At 58.0% G+C, this 16,812-nt stretch carries 20 protein-coding genes; 9 read left to right on the top strand and 11 right to left on the bottom strand.

The genetic code is table 11. The annotated features are described in order from the left end of the window. Positions 1-64: 64 nt before the first annotated feature. The 10 genes from FJY67_07270 to FJY67_07225 form a co-directional block, all read right to left on the bottom strand. Positions 65-829 carry a hypothetical protein gene (locus FJY67_07270; protein ID MBM3329255.1) on the bottom strand — a complete coding sequence of 255 codons (765 nt, stop codon included), beginning with the start codon at positions 827-829 and terminating at the stop codon, positions 65-67. Positions 830-891: 62 nt separating this feature from the next. Beyond that, the gene (locus tag FJY67_07265) at positions 892-1,116 is read right to left on the bottom strand and encodes a YgiT-type zinc finger protein (protein ID MBM3329254.1); all 225 of its coding nucleotides are present in this window, start codon (positions 1,114-1,116) and stop codon (positions 892-894) included. A gap of 8 nt (positions 1,117-1,124) precedes the next feature. Next, positions 1,125-1,397 carry a DUF4258 domain-containing protein gene (locus FJY67_07260; protein MBM3329253.1) on the bottom strand — a complete coding sequence of 91 codons (273 nt, stop codon included), beginning with the start codon at positions 1,395-1,397 and terminating at the stop codon, positions 1,125-1,127. A 92-nt stretch (positions 1,398-1,489) separates the two neighbouring features. Next, positions 1,490-2,590, bottom strand: coding sequence for a homogentisate 1,2-dioxygenase (locus tag FJY67_07255; GenBank protein MBM3329252.1), 1,101 nt, complete (start codon positions 2,588-2,590; stop codon positions 1,490-1,492). Positions 2,591-2,762: 172 nt separating this feature from the next. Then, the gene (locus FJY67_07250) at positions 2,763-3,197 is read right to left on the bottom strand and encodes a VOC family protein (protein ID MBM3329251.1); all 435 of its coding nucleotides are present in this window, start codon (positions 3,195-3,197) and stop codon (positions 2,763-2,765) included. 372 nt (positions 3,198-3,569) lie between these two features. Continuing rightward, positions 3,570-4,421, bottom strand: a complete 852-nt coding sequence (locus FJY67_07245) for a hypothetical protein (protein ID MBM3329250.1) — start codon at positions 4,419-4,421, stop codon at positions 3,570-3,572. A 149-nt stretch (positions 4,422-4,570) separates the two neighbouring features. Then, positions 4,571-4,792, bottom strand: coding sequence for a hypothetical protein (locus FJY67_07240; GenBank protein MBM3329249.1), 222 nt, complete (start codon positions 4,790-4,792; stop codon positions 4,571-4,573). A gap of 23 nt (positions 4,793-4,815) precedes the next feature. Further along, positions 4,816-5,055 carry a hypothetical protein gene (locus FJY67_07235; protein ID MBM3329248.1) on the bottom strand — a complete coding sequence of 80 codons (240 nt, stop codon included), beginning with the start codon at positions 5,053-5,055 and terminating at the stop codon, positions 4,816-4,818. Between the two features lie 92 nt (positions 5,056-5,147). Then, the gene (locus tag FJY67_07230) at positions 5,148-6,611 is read right to left on the bottom strand and encodes a glutamate--tRNA ligase (GenBank protein ID MBM3329247.1); all 1,464 of its coding nucleotides are present in this window, start codon (positions 6,609-6,611) and stop codon (positions 5,148-5,150) included. A 229-nt stretch (positions 6,612-6,840) separates the two neighbouring features. Then, positions 6,841-8,235, bottom strand: coding sequence for an aspartate ammonia-lyase (locus FJY67_07225; protein MBM3329246.1), 1,395 nt, complete (start codon positions 8,233-8,235; stop codon positions 6,841-6,843). A 280-nt stretch (positions 8,236-8,515) separates the two neighbouring features. On the opposite strand from FJY67_07225, the gene FJY67_07220 reads away from it, so the two are divergent. From FJY67_07220 to FJY67_07180, 9 genes are all read left to right on the top strand, one after another. Continuing rightward, positions 8,516-9,109: a hypothetical protein gene (locus FJY67_07220; GenBank protein ID MBM3329245.1), complete on the top strand. Its 594-nt coding sequence runs from the start codon at positions 8,516-8,518 to the stop codon at positions 9,107-9,109. Between the two features lie 220 nt (positions 9,110-9,329). Next, positions 9,330-10,331, top strand: a complete 1,002-nt coding sequence (locus tag FJY67_07215) for an LLM class flavin-dependent oxidoreductase (GenBank protein MBM3329244.1) — start codon at positions 9,330-9,332, stop codon at positions 10,329-10,331. A gap of 13 nt (positions 10,332-10,344) precedes the next feature. Continuing rightward, positions 10,345-11,052, top strand: coding sequence for an NADPH-dependent F420 reductase (gene npdG / locus FJY67_07210; GenBank protein ID MBM3329243.1), 708 nt, complete (start codon positions 10,345-10,347; stop codon positions 11,050-11,052). Positions 11,053-11,108: 56 nt separating this feature from the next. Further along, on the top strand, positions 11,109-12,590 hold the full coding sequence (locus FJY67_07205; GenBank protein MBM3329242.1) for a hypothetical protein: 1,482 nt from the start codon (positions 11,109-11,111) through the stop codon (positions 12,588-12,590). A gap of 95 nt (positions 12,591-12,685) precedes the next feature. Beyond that, positions 12,686-13,885, top strand: coding sequence for a 4-hydroxyphenylpyruvate dioxygenase (gene hppD, locus FJY67_07200; GenBank protein MBM3329241.1), 1,200 nt, complete (start codon positions 12,686-12,688; stop codon positions 13,883-13,885). An 11-nt stretch (positions 13,886-13,896) separates the two neighbouring features. Continuing rightward, positions 13,897-14,256, top strand: a complete 360-nt coding sequence (locus FJY67_07195; GenBank protein ID MBM3329240.1) for a clan AA aspartic protease — start codon at positions 13,897-13,899, stop codon at positions 14,254-14,256. After that, positions 14,253-14,972 (top strand): hypothetical protein, encoded by a 720-nt coding sequence (locus tag FJY67_07190; GenBank protein ID MBM3329239.1) that lies wholly within the window; start codon positions 14,253-14,255, stop codon positions 14,970-14,972. The genes FJY67_07195 and FJY67_07190 overlap by 4 nt, the downstream gene beginning before the upstream one ends. Continuing rightward, entirely contained in the window at positions 14,969-15,895 is a 927-nt protein-coding gene (locus FJY67_07185) for a fumarylacetoacetate hydrolase family protein (GenBank protein MBM3329238.1), read from the top strand. The genes FJY67_07190 and FJY67_07185 overlap by 4 nt, the downstream gene beginning before the upstream one ends. Further along, the gene (locus FJY67_07180) at positions 15,892-16,419 is read left to right on the top strand and encodes a DUF4256 domain-containing protein (GenBank protein ID MBM3329237.1); all 528 of its coding nucleotides are present in this window, start codon (positions 15,892-15,894) and stop codon (positions 16,417-16,419) included. The genes FJY67_07185 and FJY67_07180 overlap by 4 nt, the downstream gene beginning before the upstream one ends. 245 nt (positions 16,420-16,664) lie before the next feature. Here the strand turns inward: FJY67_07180 and FJY67_07175 are convergent. Continuing rightward, a partial coding sequence (locus tag FJY67_07175; protein ID MBM3329236.1) for a transposase occupies positions 16,665-16,812 on the bottom strand: 148 nt, incomplete at its 5' end.

Below are 16,812 nucleotides of genomic sequence, written 5' to 3'. Positions count from 1 at the left end.
ATCTTCGTGTGACGCAGAAACGACCGGACATAGTCCGGCGGTTCTTCAAAGCTCCCAAGGTCGCCTATGCCGCCTGAATGTGTCTATAATAAAATGACCCCATTAATATCAGCAATCCGTTATCATCTAGTTCTAAAATGGAATAGGGAATTTCATGGCCAGCTCCCCCAAAAACATTTGACCATATTAAATCGCCATCGCCATCGACCTTTATCAGCCATAGGTCAATCCCACCTCTTCCTTGCGAAAACGAAACACCAACTACTGCGAATCCATTATCATAGGTTTCCGTCAAGGAATATGCATTATCTCCACTATTTCCACCGTATGCGTTGGACCAGACAAGATCGCCATTCACGTCAATCTTGTAAATGACATAATCACCTTGTCTTTGTGAAACTGTGCCGGCAACGACTACATTGTTGCTTGCATCAATTATGTGAGAAGCTGCTTGATTATACACTTGTCCACCATAGAGTCTTGACCAAAGCGAGTCGCCAGCATTATTTAACTTGAGCAGCAATATGTTTGAAAATCCATTTCCAGGCGTCGAAACAGTCCCAACAAGAAGCATGCCTCCATTATAAGCTGTAATCGAGGATGAGGTTTCCCGAGGTTCTCCACCATAGTAATGACTCCATAGAAATTCCACCCTCCCCCACGCCTCCCCCACACCTCCCAACACCATACCGCAGACCGCGCCGAGCAGGCAGAGTGCTCCCAAGGAGGGTCCCCCGATAAATCGGGGCGCTACCGGGCGCAAGCCGCAATAAATTGCGGCAAACAGGCTCTCAAGGGCCGAGGCGAGGGAGGTGATGGCGCGGGTCATGGGTTTGGCCTTTCTTGATGATGATGGAGGGGTGAAGAATGCAAAAGATGGATGATGATGACCTATTCGAGGGATGCGACCTCGACTGTGCGGCGGCGGGTGTTCCTGCGCGCGCGCTTCACCTCACCGATAGCGTGAACGGTTTGCGCGGTGAGGTAACTCTCGTGGCAGTGCGGGCAATGGATGACCGGGACGTCTTCGATCAAGATCAGGTCGTCGCCCTTGCCGTAACTCTTGGTGACCTTCCTGACGAAGACTCCCTCTTTCCCGCAGTTATCGCAAAGCATAGTTGGGCTCAGATTGTATAAACGGTGATGATGTAGAGGCGGCCCGTCGGGCCAAGTTTGGCTACGACTTCCAGATCACCTTCCAAGTCGATAATGATGTATTTAGCTTCGCCGGTGGCGGCGTCTCGCTGCTGTTCTCTGATTTTCCCGGACAGGATGGTTCTTTCAACCTCCAGATCGGTAAAGTCCTCTGCGTCCGCTTCGTCATGCGCGTGATCTCGGAAGGAGTAGTTTCCAAGCCGGACGCACTCCTGCATCCGAAGCAATATACGCTCATGCATTCCTCTACGCAAGCCTCTTCTCAATGGCCAGCATCAACACCATCCCGCAGACCGCCGCCGGGGATCATTCCGGGAGATGAGGCATGTTACCCCTATTCCATCCAACTACTCCAATACTCCCGCCACTCCACCGCTTCGGCCTCTGGCGTCAGGACCAGGGGACGCCACGTGTCGAGCATCACCGCGGCTTCGTCGGTGAAGACCTTGGTGTCGGTGCGCCGGACGGCCTTCGGATGCGGTCCATGCGGGAACCCGCCCGGATGAAGCGTTACCATCCCGGCTTCGATTCCCGAGCGGCTGAAGAAGTCGCCGTCGTGGTAGAAGAGCACCTCGTCGTAGTCCACATTGGAATGGTAAAACGGCACTTTGACCGCGCCTTCCATCGTCTCGAGCGGTCGCGGCAGAAACGAGCAGATCACGAACCCGACCCCTACGAAGGTCGTATGCGCCGGCGGCGGAAGGTGCATCTTATGGCTGTTGACCGGGCAGATGTCGTCGATGTTCAGGCGCCAAACAAGATTGTCGCCCTTGTAACCGACTACGTCCATCGGCGAATGATCGTAGGTGAAGGTCGTAACCGCGCCGAGCCGTTTGACGCGAATCTTCCAGGCCCGGAGATTCTTGTCCGGCGACGGCTCGGGGTATTCGAGGATCGCCGGGTCGTAGAGCGCATGCTGGCCGATGAGGCCCCGGTCAGGCTGTTGCAACGGCCCGGAGAAGGCCTCGATGGTGAGCAGCGTCGTCGCCTCTTTCGGTATCAGCCGATAGGTCGTGCCGCGCGGCAGATGGAGGTAGTCGCCCCGCCGGTAGTTGAGCGGCCCCAACTGGGTTTCGATCCGGCCCGAGCCGGTGTGGACGAATAGGACTTCATCGGCTTCCCCATTGCGGAAGAAGTAGTCCCACTCCGTTTCCGCGCACTCGATCCCCATTGCGACGTCGGGGTTGTAGAGAAAGATGCCGCGTTCGCCGTCCTTCACTGGCATCTTGAGCGGCGCGAGGGCATGCGGCCGGAGCGGGCCGTCGATGGCCTTCCAGCCGGTCGGAGGATGCAGGTGGTAGAGGTGCGTAACCGGTCCGGAAAAGCCGTAACGGCCCCATTCCTCTTCGTAGGTGCCGTCGGGCAGGCCGGCATGCGCCCAGCGCGCGACCTGACCCTTGACGATATGGATATTGCGATTGATGAGGGATTGCATGTTAATGCTCGAAAGTAGGTTTATTCACTAAGCCGTAAAAGGCAAACTCAATTGCCGGAAAGAAAATGTTCTTCCTTTCCAAGAGTGAGTGTACGCGTAAGTGGGATTGCAATCCGCCTTTTATTCGGCAGATTCGGATATCTACCCTAAGCGCAACCCATTAGCCGCCATACTATTGCCGCGGCGGTGCGTAGTCGATCATCCACTTGACGCCGAAGCGATCTCGATACGCGCCCCAGTAGTCGCCCCAGGGCTGATCGGCGATCGGCATTTCGATCTCACCGCCGGCCGTGAGAGCGGCCCATAGGCGGTCGGCTTCCTCACGGCTCTCGGGATGCACCGAGACGTAGGAGTTATTGCCAAAGACCAGCTTCTGGCCCAGTGATTCCAGGTTATCGCTGGCCATCAGGACGTCGCCTTTACTGCCGATTGGCAGGCCGATGTGCATGATCTTATCGCCGTCGGCGGGCGGGATCGTTACTCCAGGCATAGGAAAGTCCTTGAAGCGGACGACCACGGAGAACTCGCCACCGAAAGCCGCTTTGTAGAATTCGAACGCGGCTTCAGCCGTGCCGGGGAAGTTGAGATAGGTATTGATCTTGGACATGGAATGTTCCAATTATTACTTGGTGCAGATTGTTCTTGTATTCTCCCCCCCGCTTTACAAGGGGGAACGAAGGTGGGGTAAAACTGGATTGCTCCATATTCCCCCCTGCAGTCCCCCCGCAGAGCGGGGACGTGACAAAATGAAACTGCACCTATTAATAATAATGATGACAGAAGGAATGTGTTGTATGAGAAATAGTGTAAACAGGCAGCGATTGTTCAATCTTGCAGGGCGGGACTATCCCGCCCTACAAGACACTACTCTACAGTCGGTGACGAGTGATCTGGCCCAACCGCAGCCATTCGCCGTGCGTCTCCACCAGGTGACTTGCGACTTCGGTTGCTTCAGCCCTTCAAGGCTAAACCTCTGCGACTACCCCGCCTTGACTGCATTGATGCCGGCATCATCGCCGGGGGTCAACGTCTGTTTCTGCAGTTCCGCCTTGGCTGCTGTCGGCGCCATCGTGGCGTCGTTTTCGTTGCCATTGCCGCCGTTGCCGTCGCTGGAAACGTGCCCCAATCCGAAGAAGTGGCCGAATTCGTGAGTGCCGATGGCTTGGACATCGAAGTTCTCACCGCAAGCGGTGCTACCGGGGTTGATGGCCCCGTTTACCGACCACTTTTGGCTGGTGTTGTAGAAGACGTCGGCTTCGATGATGTTCCCGTTTCCATCATCCCATATCCAGGTGGCGGCAAGGACCGTTTGCGGAATCAACTTCCGCCAGCCGACGACGTTAACGCCATCTGCGACCGGCCCGCGATTGCCATTATTGTTGTTGAGGTTGGCCAAGTCACTGCCGGAGGCGTTCTCCCACGCCGCAACGGAAGCCGCGAGCGCATCCCGGACATCGGCTGTGGCCAGACCGCGCGGCTGCCCGTAGGTGTGGTATTCGAGCGCCAGCCCCAGGTTGGCCCATTCGACTCCCAGTTCGAGGTAGGCTTGATTAGTGTTGGGATCGGAACAGGAAGGCGCCGGGCCTGGACGTGCATTGTGCCGCTCGGGATGGGCATGATCGACGAAGACCGTCAGGAATCGCCCGTTTCCCATGTTACGCCGAAAGACCGGCTGAACTTCCATACCCTGGTCGTCATCGGTGCCGGCGGAGAGTTTGCCGGTGTCCGATGCTGTATCGGGCGAGACCGGAGCATCGATTGAACAGCCCGCCCAGACCAGCGCAAGCATCAGCCCGGTCAGACTTGAAAGACGAAACAGTTTGGTGAACATATGAGATTCTCTTTAGGTTCTGTTGGGGTGTCGTGCGAGCCATCCGGCGTCCCCGCCGGACGGCAGCCAAATCGAAACAATATACGAACTAAGGAAGGAATTTGCGAGTGATGAAGAGCAAGTTGGCGCGAGGTTATCCTCCGGGCTCCCTACTGCGCCAGAAGCACGGCTTGGACCGGTTCTGAATTGAGCAGTTTGGGCAGGCCGTCGGTCGATGCCGATAGGACTTCGTCACCGAGTATTACCAGAAAGACCGGCGTCTTATCGATGCCGAGCTGCGCCGCTAACGTCTCATCACTTATTAATAGGTGCAGATAATTGCGGTATTCTCCAGTAGGGCAGGCATTGCTGCCTGCCCTTTGGACGGACAAGTATGTCCGTCCTACTGATGCTACTATTTGATGCCCCGATTAATAGTAAACTGCTTCAATCCAAGTTTCTTAAAATTGAGAACGAAATACTCGAAGAATTTGCTCTCGGAGGGGTCGTCGCAGTTGCAATAGACGACCTTATCGCGGAATACGGCGGGGTTGTATTCGAAGTAGGATTCCATCTCTTTCTGGATGTCGTCGTATTGGGTATAGAACTCGTCGTTTTGGGCTCTTTTAGCGCTGGTGAGGTTGGCGTTGGCCATTGATATGCTTAGTTAGGATTTCCTTATTAGGGCCCTTATTAGGGCTGTCGAGTTACTTTGCCTGCCTCTGGTCTTGATCACTTGATACTTGATCACTTGCCTGAAGGCATCCTCTCCACCCACTCCGCAGCCCGCTCAAGCCTCGCAAAGACGGCTGCCCGGCCCAACACCTCAAGCATCTCGAAGAGTCCGGGGCCGACCGTCGTCCCGCTCACTGCCAGCCGGAGCGGGTGGATAAGCGCTCCGGCCGATACGCCCCACTCCTCCGCCCGCCTCCGCACGACCTCCTCAATCGAAGAAGCGTCGAAGACCTCGATCCCGCCGAAATCGCCTGCCAACACCCTTAACTGCCCGGCAGTATCGGGTCCCGAAAAGTGCTTGTTGACACCTTTCCCGTCATAGGAATCCGGGTCGCGGAACATATAGAGCGCGCTGCCAAACAGGTCGCCCAACCGGTAAATGCGGCTCTTTAGCAACTCCCAGACGTTGGCCAGATAAGCCTCGTCCGGAATGTGGCCGATTCTCCCTTCCGCAAGCGCACTGTCCGCCAGTGCAAGCACCACCGGCTCTACCTCGCTCCACATCTTGCGGCTTAGATACTGACTGTTGAGCCAGGTCAGTTTCGCCTCGTCGAAGACCGCGCCGTGAGGGATGATCCCCGCGATGTCGAAGAGCGATATCAACTCATCCAAACCAATGACATTCCGGTCATCGCCCGGCGACCACCCCAATAGCCCGAGGAAGTTGATCATCGCTTCGGGCAGGAAGCCTTGGTCCCGATACCAGGTGATCGACGTCGCGCCGTGACGTTTCGACAACTTCTTCTTATCCGTGCCCAGAATGAGCGGCACGTGCGCAAACGCCGGAACCGGACGCCCGAGGGCGCGATAGAGCAGGATCTGCTTGGGAGTATTGAGGAGATGCTCATCGCCGCGGATGATCTGGGTGATGCCCATGTCGGCGTCATCGACGACCACTGCGAGCATATAGGTCGGCGTCCCGTCACCGCGCAACAGGACAAAGTCCTCGAGTTCCGAGCCGAGGATCCTTACCGCACCGTGAACGCCGTCTTCAAACGTCAGGTCTTCGTCCGGAACGCGCACCCGGATGGCATAGGGGAGACCCTGCGCCAGTCTTGCCTCGACTTCCGCCGGAGTCAAGCGCAGGCAGGCGCGGTCATACTTGAACTGCATTCCGGAAGCGCGAGCGGCTTCGCGACGCGCGGCCAATTCGTCGGGGTTGCAAAAGCAGCGGTAGCCAAGCTCCGATTCCAGGATCTGATAGGCCGCCTCGCGATGCCGGTCGATGCGCTGAGATTGATAGACGACCGGCTCGTCCGGCTCGATGCCGATCCACTTCAGCCCGTCGAGGATGACCTGAATCGCTTCGGGCGTCGAGCGCTCGCGGTCGGTGTCTTCGATCCGGAGCAGGAATTCCCCGCCGTAGTGGCGGGAGTAGAGGTAATTGAAGAGCGCCGTCCGCACCCCGCCGACATGGAGGTCTCCGGTCGGACTGGGCGCAAAGCGGACCCGGGGGGGTGATGTTATGAAATTGATTATTCTTAGTCTATGCTGATGTTTATAATACTGTCGAAGGCGACAGTAGAGAATTTGACCCCTGATCCAGCGATAGGCGTTTGCTATTTTCACCTCTGGGGTGGAAGCCAATTGTGCGGTCAGATGTCCTCATCTGACCGCTCCGCCGTCGGATAGGGACAGCGACGGCACAATCAATTTGACCTCTCTTCTTCTTTGCCCTCAACGACCCAACGACTCAACGACTTCCTCACGCTGCCGGCTGTTTCGTCAGGGCGTTGATGTTGAGTAAGTCCTTCAGCACCTCCTCCGTGAAGAGCCCCGATTTGCGAATCGCATCGACGACCGGGATGTCCTCCTTAATCGCTTTCTTGGCGATCTCGGCGGCGGCGAGGTAGCCGATCTTGCGGTTGAGCGCAGTCACCAGTGCGAGCGAACTACCGGCATATTTCAAGCCGAGGTCTTCTTCGACAGTGATCCCGACGACACACTTTTCAGCCAGCGCCTGCATCGCGTTGCCGAGGATTTGTAGTGCGTAAGGGATATTCCAGGCGACGAGCGGCATCATCACGTTTAGTTCGAGTTGGCCGGCACCGGCGGCAGCAGCAACCGTAACGTCGATGCCGCGGATCTGGTAGCAGACCATATTGGTCATCTCGGCCAGCACCGGGTTAACTTTGCCGGGCATGATGGACGAGCCGGGCTGAACCGCCGGCAGGTTCACTTCGCCAAAGCCGGTCCGGGGTCCTGACGAAAGGAGTCGGATGTCGTCGCAAATCTTGCCGAGGTCGAGCGATAGGTCTCGCAGCGCTCCGGTCAGGTTGGAGAGCGGCGTGAGGGACCACATCGCCGCAAAGAGGTCGGGGGCCGGAATGAGGTCGAGACCGGTCTGTTCGCCGAGGTATCTGACGGCGCGGTTCCGGTAGCCCGGCTCACTGCCGAGTCCGGTGCCGACTGCCGACCCGCCGAGGGGTAGTTCGCGCAGATGAAACGCGGCATCGCCGAGTCGCCGGCGGGCCATTTTAAGAGCCGATGCCCAACCACCGAATTCCTGCCCGAAGGTGAGCGGCACGGCGTCCTGCAGGTGCGTCCTTCCGGCCTTTACCGATGAGGCATAACGCTCGGAAAGGTGCTCGATGGCCTCGATCAACCGGTCGAGTTGTCCGTAGAGCACGTTAAGACCAAGCAACGCCGAAACACGCAGCGAGGTCGGAATCGTGTCGTTGGTCGATTGGCCGTAGTTGACGTGGTCGTTCGGGTTGACGATCTTGTACTGCCCGCGCTGACCGCCGAGCATCTCCTCGGCGAGGTTGGCGATCACCTCGTTGGCGTTCATATTGTGCGAAGTGCCGGCTCCGGCCTGATAGACATCGACGACGAAATTGCCTTTCCACTGGCCTCCGAGCAGTTTGTCGCACGCCTTGACGATCGCTTCAGCCTGATTCGACTTTAAGGCTCCGATATCGCCGTTGGCTCGGGCACAAGCCTTTTTCAGTTCGATAGTGGCGCGCACAAAGTGCGGATGCGCAGTCAACCCTGAGATTTGGAAATTCTGGACCGCCCGGGCGGTTTGAGCCCCGTAAAGGGCTTCAACCGGAACCTGGACTTCGCCCATCGAGTCCTTTTCGATACGAACGGATTGCATAGTTGCCTCATCTGTGCGTGTTATAGAAGGAAGGTTTGCTTTACTTAAGAAGTGCGAGTTCGTTCCCGCCGCAGTCCTTTATAAGTCTAACAATTTACTCACTTGCGTCAACGACTTCAAGGCCTGCATCGGCTTTCTCTCTCGCGACCGGCAAACGACCCCCAGACACCAACAACCGCCTTCCAATATCGTATCAATAACCTGACCACCGGCAGAAGTCTTCCCGAACGGGCACCCCTGCCGGTTCATTTTCAGAATCGCGACTACGAAGGAGGCATCCATGTTCGCTCCCCCCACAGCACCTATCTCCCGGTCGGAATCGGGCGTTCTGCAGTCGATCCGGCACATAGACCACGTCACCTATGTAACGGCAAACTCGAATGAGAAGCCGTTCATTCAACGGTGGTCGTCGCTCGGCTTCCGCGAGCATGTCCGCTTGCACACGAGCCGCTGGCCGGCAACGCACATTGCGCTCGTTTCGGGAATGAGCGCCGAATACCCTTGGGCGACGATGACCGGCCTTTCGGTCTCGGACGACCTGGTCTCTCCTGTGAACCAATTCGTCAAACGCTATGGCGAGGGCATCCAACACACCGCCTACAACATCGACCCCGATGTCGATATGGAAGAACTGCACCGCGAGATGAAGCGGCTCGGCTGGAACTTCATGACCCCGGTCCTGACCTACAAGGACGGCGCCGGAGCCAAACTTCGTCAAATGTTCATCGCACCCAATGTCCCCTACGGGCCGTTCGTCGAGTTCGTCCAACGCCTTGCCGGGCCGAGCGGCGCCGCCTTCGACGGCTTCGACACGACCAACATCGACGACCTCTACCAATGTTACGCCGACTACTCGAAGGTGATCGACAAGTAGGTTTAAGGTCATAGGCTTCAGGCCTTTGGGTGCCGTGGTGTCAGGTGTTCACACCTGACACCATACCGGCGCATCGCGTCTTCATTAGGTATTGGATCCGTCAGGCGTATGCCCCGTTGGCGCGATTGTTCCTAAAGCCTTTAGCCTTAAGCCCTGAGCCTTGAGCCGCTACGAGCCTGATTGACAGCCCAAAGCCTAAAGCCAATTAACCATATAACCCGTGAAATACTCCCTCTTCTCTGTCTCCGATTTCTATCCTGATATCCAGACCGACCCGAACCGATTCCTGATGGAGCAGGTCGAACTGGTGCAAGCCGCCGAAGACGCCGGCTACTATGCTTACTTCAACGCCGAACACCACTTCCACGAGTATGGCCTTGTACCGGATCCGGCGGTGCTGTTTGGAGCCGTGGCGATGAAGTCGTCGCGCATCAAGTTCGGCCCGGCGGTCTCGATACTGCCATTTCACAATCCTCTGCGGGTTGCCGAGCAGTGGGCGTTGGTCGATCAACTCTCGCAAGGACGGTTGATCCTCGGTGTCGGCAGCGGATACCTGATGCACGAGTTCGAGGGCTTTTCGATGTCTCCCGCGACCAAGCGGGCACGGTTCGACGAAACGCTCGCCATAATGGAGCATGCGCTTACCGGCGAGCGTTTCTCTTACGCGGGCGAGTTCTACAACTTCAAGAACGTCAAATTGAATATCACCCCCTACCAGGGGCGGAAGTTGGAGACGCCTGTCGCAGTGCTGGCCGAGACAGCCGCCTACTACATCGGCAAGCGGGGCTATCCGATCATGACCATCCCCTATGCAACGGTTGACCGGATCGGCGAACTCAAGTCGATCTATGATAACTACCGCAAGGGCTGGGCTGAGTCGGGGCGACCCGGTCGGGGCGAGATCATCGCCGCGGTGCACACCCATGTCGGCGACAAGCCGGCGACGGACGACGAACTGGCGCGCAAGCACCTCGAAATCTACGTCTATAGCCGTCTTTATGCCCGTCACGCCTCGTATGACGAATGCCTCAACCGGGGCGTCGTCGCGATGGGGACGCCCGATGAAGCCGCCGGAATGATGCAGAACTTCATCGACGCCGGCGCCGATCATCTGATGTTTATCTTCAACTTCGGCGCGATGCCGATGAGCGAAGTTCTACATACGCTTGAACGGACGCACGATGAAGTGCTGCCGCTGCTGAAGCCCCGATCGGAAGGGTGATGGCGGTCGGACTATCCCGTTGCTAATCGCCGTCGTCGGCGGGACGGGCTGGCAGGGCGCCGGCGTTGCCGTGCGCATCGCTGCCGCAGGACATACCGCCATCATCGGCTCGCGCGATCCCGGTCGGGCTGAGCATCTGGCGCGAGGTCTGCCGACGTTTGTCGAACTTCCAACCGAGCGCTTCCGAGCCGCGACCAACGAAGTCGCAGCCGCCGAAGCCGATATGGTCTTCATCACGACGCCTATCACCGGTCACCGCGAGGCTCTGACCGCGATCCAACCCTTCGTCAAGGGCAAAATCGTCGTCGATGTAACCGCCCCGGTTAATCCGGCAAACCAGATCGAAAACCTTTGGCCGCCCGAAGGCTCGGCAACCCAGGAGGCACAAGCCGTTCTTTCGGGCGTCGCAGACGTAGTCGGGGCTTTGAAGAACACCTCCGCAACCGCCCTCATCAACCACCACAAGTCACCCGGCAGCGATGTCCTGATCGTCGGCGACGACCTCTCGGCCAAACACCGCGTAATGGCACTTTTGCGTCAGATGGGACTCCCCTCCTATGATGTTGGCTCGGGCGAAGTCTGCCGCACCGTCGAGGGTCTCACCGCACTCCTCATCTATCTCAATTATGCGTATCATCTAAGGCAGCCCGGGGTGCGGATCGCCCAGATAGAACCGGGACTCGACTATCTTCCTGACGAAAGTTTGCTCCCGCCCAAGTGAGGGGGGTGGTTACAAGTCTGCTCCTGCGGGGCTTTCGACTAACTTAAAAACATTCGATGAAGGAACTGGCAATGAACCGCTCTGCCTTGCAACTCGCGTTTACCGCACTGATGTCAGCAGCCCTCATTTCAGGCTGCGCTTCGGACGGCCATAATATGATGGACCCCGGCGACTCCGAGGTGAGCATCGCCATCGATCCACCCGACGGCACGACAGAGATTGGACTCGATGCTGTGATTAGGCTCCGCTTCGACCGCGCGATGTCGCGCGCGGTCGAGAGCAACTTCAGTCTTCACACCGGATGGGGAGTCGGTTCGCTGCCCGTGCCGGGGACGTTTGTCTGGAGCGGCGATTCGATGCGCTGCACATTCCAGCCCGCAAGTCCGCTTCGGCCCGAGCAGACCTACACCGTCCGACTGATGGGCATGATGCGCGGTGGAGACGGCCGAATGCACCGGCCGCATCACGACACAACCGGAATGGGCGGCATGCCAGGAATGGGCACCGGGATGATGATGGGGGGAGTGAGCGACGATGAGATCCGCACCGTCTGCTCGACCGGACCGATGATCCGCAAGGTGCTCGACCTCGACCTATCCACCGATGTCGTTCTCGTCTGCGACGGCGGCTCGGGCGACATCGCCGTGATCGACCCGGTCCTTAACCGCCTGACCGCCTTACAGCCGCTCGTCAGCGTCCGCTATCTGCACCACCTCTATCTTTCCCCCGACCGCCGGACGCTCTATATCTCCGATGCTGGAACCGACATCATCGGCAGCGGCGGTCATGGCGGGCACGGCGGGACGATCACCTCGCGGGTCATCCTGCTCGACAGTCGGACGCTGCTCGAGGCACGACGCTTGACGGTGAGCGGTGTCGTGCATAACGCCGTCCCGACGACCGACGGATCGGGGCTGCTCTTTGCCAACGCCAACACCGGGACAGTGCTGCGCTATGCGCTGCCGTCGCTGACGTTGCTTTCAACCTATGCCGTCGGTCGCGAGCCGCTCGAAGTTACCATCACCCCTGACGGCCGTTGGGCGCTCGTCGCCAACAGCGGCGACGCGACGCTGGCGCGTGTCGCCATAATGGGCGACGGCTCGATAACCCGTGTCTCCGTTGGAGCGACTCCGGTAGGAGCCTGGATTTCGCATTCCGGAAGCGCATGGGTAACCAGCGAAGGCAGCCGGAGCGCGAGTCTGGTCTCGGTCGAACCGCTAACCGTGGCGACAACCTTGCCGCTCGGCTTTACACCCGGTCAGGCCTTCGTCCACCCGACGCGGGGCGAACTCTACGTCGCCAACGAAGATGCCGGTCAGGTGCATATCTACGACACGACGACGCTTTCGCCGCTGGCGACCATTCAGGCCGGCGCCGGCGCTCACGGTATAACCTTCAGTTCCGACGGCTCCAAGGCCTGGGTGAGCAACGAGCGGGCGCACTCGGTGACGGTCATAGACTGCCCGTCCCGCACCGCCGTTACGACGATACCGGTCGGCCTCGCACCGAACGGTATCCTTTATCGCCCGGCGATATAGAGCCGTTAGTGATTAACTGAACGAGGTTTGGATCGCCTCGCGAGTCACGGGATACCGCTCGCTTTCAGGCAACTTCTGCAGCAAGAGACATTACTATGCTCGACACCATATCTTCACCGCCACCGCTTACCGCCGAAGAGAAGCAACTGCTGAAGTCGAATGGCCGTTACGGCCTCTTTGAGCCTCAGTATGACCTCGGCGATCCCGATGCGATCGAGATCGAGCGCATCCACCACTTCGAGGTCTGGGCCGGCAACGCGATGCAATCGGCTTACTTCTATCGTGAGGCATTCGGTTTCCAGTTGACGGCTTACGCCGGGCCGGAGACGGGGGTGCGCGACCGCGCCTCGTATGTCCTCGAGCAGGGCGACGTGCGCATCGTCCTGACCACTGCGCTTGGCCCCGATAGTCCTATCGCGAGGCACCATCTCTTGCATGGCGACGGTGTGGCAATGATCGCCTACCGCGTCCCCGACGCACGGCGGGCGTTCGACGCCCTCGTCCGGAACGGCGCTGCGTCGGAACTCGAGCCGACGGTCTATCGCGACGACTTCGGCGAAGCGGTCATCGCCGGGATTCGAGCCTTCGGCGATACCTGCTACCGCTTGATCGAAGACCGCAACTACCACGGCGCGTTTCTGCCGCACTATGAGCCGCGCTCAGATAAGGTGCGGATCACTCCTGCGGGAGACCTTAGGGTCATCGACCACATCGTCACCAATGTCGAAGATGGCCGGATGGAGCATTGGGTCGATTGGTATGCCCGAGTCTTCGGCTTTAAGTTGCTGGCGCATTTCGACGACAAAGACATCTCGACCGACTATTCTTCGCTCCGCTCGAAGGTGATGACGAGCCGCAACGGCATTGTCCGGGCTCCGGTCAACGAACCGGCATCCGGCTTGATGAAGAGCCAGATTCAAGAGTATATTGACTACTATCGAACTCCTGGCGTCCAGCACATCGCACTCTCGACCGACAACATCGTCGCCACCATCAGCCGGATGAAGAACGCCGGCGTCGAGTTTCTCTATGTGCCCGACACCTACTACGAAGACCTGATCAGCCGGGTCGGGAGGATCGATGAGGACGTCGAAACGTTAGCCAATCTGGGCATCCTTGTGGACCGCGATGACCAGGGGTATCTGCTGCAACTTTTCACCAAACCGGTGGAGGATCGTCCGACGCTCTTCTTTGAGATCATCCAGCGCAAAGGGGCGATCTCGTTCGGCAAGGGGAACTTTAGAGCATTGTTTGTGTCGATCGAGGAAGAGCAGCGCCGGAGGGGAAACATCTAACGGGAGGCTGAATGGGGACGACATACGCAAGGGTCACGGTTACTCCGGTGGGATCGACCAAACGCTTCACTGGTGATTTTCTGGTTAACACTGGTGCGACCGATTCGGTTCTTCCGAGGGAAAAAGCCGCGGAACTGGGCATCCAATCCGAAGGCTCGATGCGATACGAAATGGCCGACGGACGCCGCATTGCTTTTGAGTATGGTTTTGCACGGTTTGAGGTACTGGGTCGGACTGCAGCGGGCAAAATAATCTTTGGCCCGGAAGGCTGCGAACCGCTCCTGGGCGTAACCATCCTTGAATCCGCGGCGCTGCGGGTTAATCGGGTTACAAAGAAATTGGAGAAACTGCCAGCCGCGCTGCTTAAATGATGTCCCTTTCCGGCCTCGCCTTCGGTGCTGTCTTGCTCGGAGGCATTCACGCCCTCATCCCCAATCACTGGATTCCCCTCGTCCTGATGGGCCGCAGCGAACGTTGGACGGTTTCGCGACTCCTCGGGATCACAGCACTGGCCGGCCTGGCGCACACCGCCAGCACTATCTTGATCGGCTTCATCATCGGCTGGTTCGGAATCGGTCTGGCCGACCGGTTCGAATTCTATGCGCAGACCGTAGCGCCTGCGATCCTCATTGCGCTTGGTGTTGTCTATCTGGTAATGGACCGGCTCGGCAGGGGAGGGCATCACCATCACCACCATGATGCTGATCTTGATGTTGATGCTGATGAAGATGGGCACACGCATGAGAAGGGTGGGGAAAACCAACATCAGCATCAAATTCGCAATCGAAGTTTAGGCCGCAACCTGATTCTAATAGGCCCGCTGCTGCTGGCTATGTTCTTATCGCCTTGTCTGGAGATTGAAGCCTATTACCTGACCGCTGCCGGATTCGGCTGGACCGGCATTATCTTGCTATCGTTGATTTATCTCGCTTTGACGGTCGGAGGGATGTTGCTCCTGGTCTATTTATCGTTGCGCGGTATCGAATCCTTGAATTGGCATTATCTTGAACATCACGAAAAATTGGTAACCGGCCTGGCGCTGGTAATCATAGGGGCGGGAGTTATCTTAACCGGAGGCGGGACGTGAGACTTTGCAATATGAAGGTCGATGGATTGATCGTCGTCGGCGCTGAAGTCGAGGGACGAACGGTCGATGTGAATCAAACCGCGGTGCGGCTCCATAAGCCGCTTCACGGCCTCTCGCTCGAGCAACTTATATTCAATTGGCCGCAAGCCTTCGATGAGACTCGTGAAATGCTCGAGTTTGCCCGCCGGTCGGGCGACCTCGTCCATCCCAAAGGAAATGTCGCCTACCTGTCTCCCATCCGCAGGCCGCGCACCTTTCGCGACTTTTACGCCTTCGAGACCCATGTCCGCAACGCTCGCAAGTTGCGCGGCCAAGAGATCGATCCGAACTGGTATCGTCTGGCAATCTTCTACTTTTCGAATCCCAATAACATCTCGACCTCGGGCGCGGATATCCCATTCCCGAGGACTTCCATGAAGTGGGACTATGAACTCGAGATCGGCGCGGTCCTGGGCGGTGGCGGATCGGACCTTGCGCCGGAAGATGCGGAGACCCTTATCGCCGGCTTCTGCGTCTTGAACGACTGGTCGGCGCGCGACCTCCAGCGCGAGGAGATGGCTTCCAATATGGGACCTGCCAAAGGCAAGGACTTCGCCACTTCGCTCGGGGTTTGGCTCGTTACGCCCGACGAGATCGAAGATCGCCGCAAAGGACGGGGCTACGATCTGCGGATGACCGCCCGCGTCAACGGCGAAATCGTCTCCGATGGCAACTGGGCTGACATCTACTGGTCCTTCGGCGATATGATCGCCCGCGCCTCCAAGGACGCCACCGTCTTCGCCGGGGAACTCATCGGCTCGGGCACGGTAGGCAATGGCTGCTTGCTCGAACGCGGCTTCGACCACGACGACTGGCTGAAGTCGGGTGACGAAGTCGAATTGGAGATCGAGGGATTGGGGAAACTAACTAACCGGGTCGCATGAGTGAAATTAGCATACTTGCTGCCCGTTTCGAGCACAATGTATCCCGCCATCCGGGTCTGAAGTGGTCTGATGTGGAAGCCCGGCTCGAGGCGAATCCCGGAAAACTTCGGTCGCTTACGGAGATGGAGCAGACTGGCGGCGAGCCCAATGTCGTTGATTTTTTCGGAACGACAGGCGAGTTAATATTCGTCGATTGCTCAGCCGAAAGCCCCCCCGGCCGTCGCAGCCTTTGCTACGACCGCGCTGCGCTCGACGCTCGCAAGGAAGCCAAACCATCCGGCAGCGCCGTCGAGATGGCTGCCGCAATGGGCATTGAATTGTTATCGGAAGAGCAGTATCGCGAATTGCAGAAACGGGGCGTCTTCGACACCCGGACTTCGAGTTGGGTGCTGACGCCGGAGAGGATTAGAAGACTCGGCGGTGCCTTATTTTGCGACCGCCGCTACGACACCGTCTTCACCTGTCACAACGGCGCCGAGTCTTACTATGCTGCGCGGGGATTTAGAGGGTTGCTGAGGATATGAGAATTTGAGGGACATTTTTTACTACTTGGTGCAGTAAGTTCTTGTCTTCTCCCCCCTGCTTCGCGGGGGGGAATGAAAGGGAGGGCAATATGGAGTTGCACTTCTACCCCCCTGTAGTCCCCCGCTGAGCGAGGGGACAAAACAAGATGATACTGCACCCATTGATAAGAGTCCCGGATTTGTTATCGGCTTGCCATCGCCTCCTCCCCTTGTAGTCAAGGAGTAGTTTCGGCTATTCTAAGTGTTTATCCGTAAATAACGCCTACTTTTCTGTAGGCAATGATGGCGCAAGCCAATTGCGCTAGGGCCACATAGCTTGCTGTTCTCTTCTCATAGCGAACCAACAGCTTTCTGAATCGGTTCAGCCACGAGTGTGATACCTCCACTACCCAG

It is taken from the genome of Calditrichota bacterium (genome assembly GCA_016867835.1).
Classification (GTDB): Bacteria; Electryoneota; AABM5-125-24; order Hatepunaeales; family Hatepunaeaceae; genus VGIQ01.
Note: the sequence above shows the minus strand (reverse complement) of the source record. Positions and strands in the feature narration are given on the sequence as shown.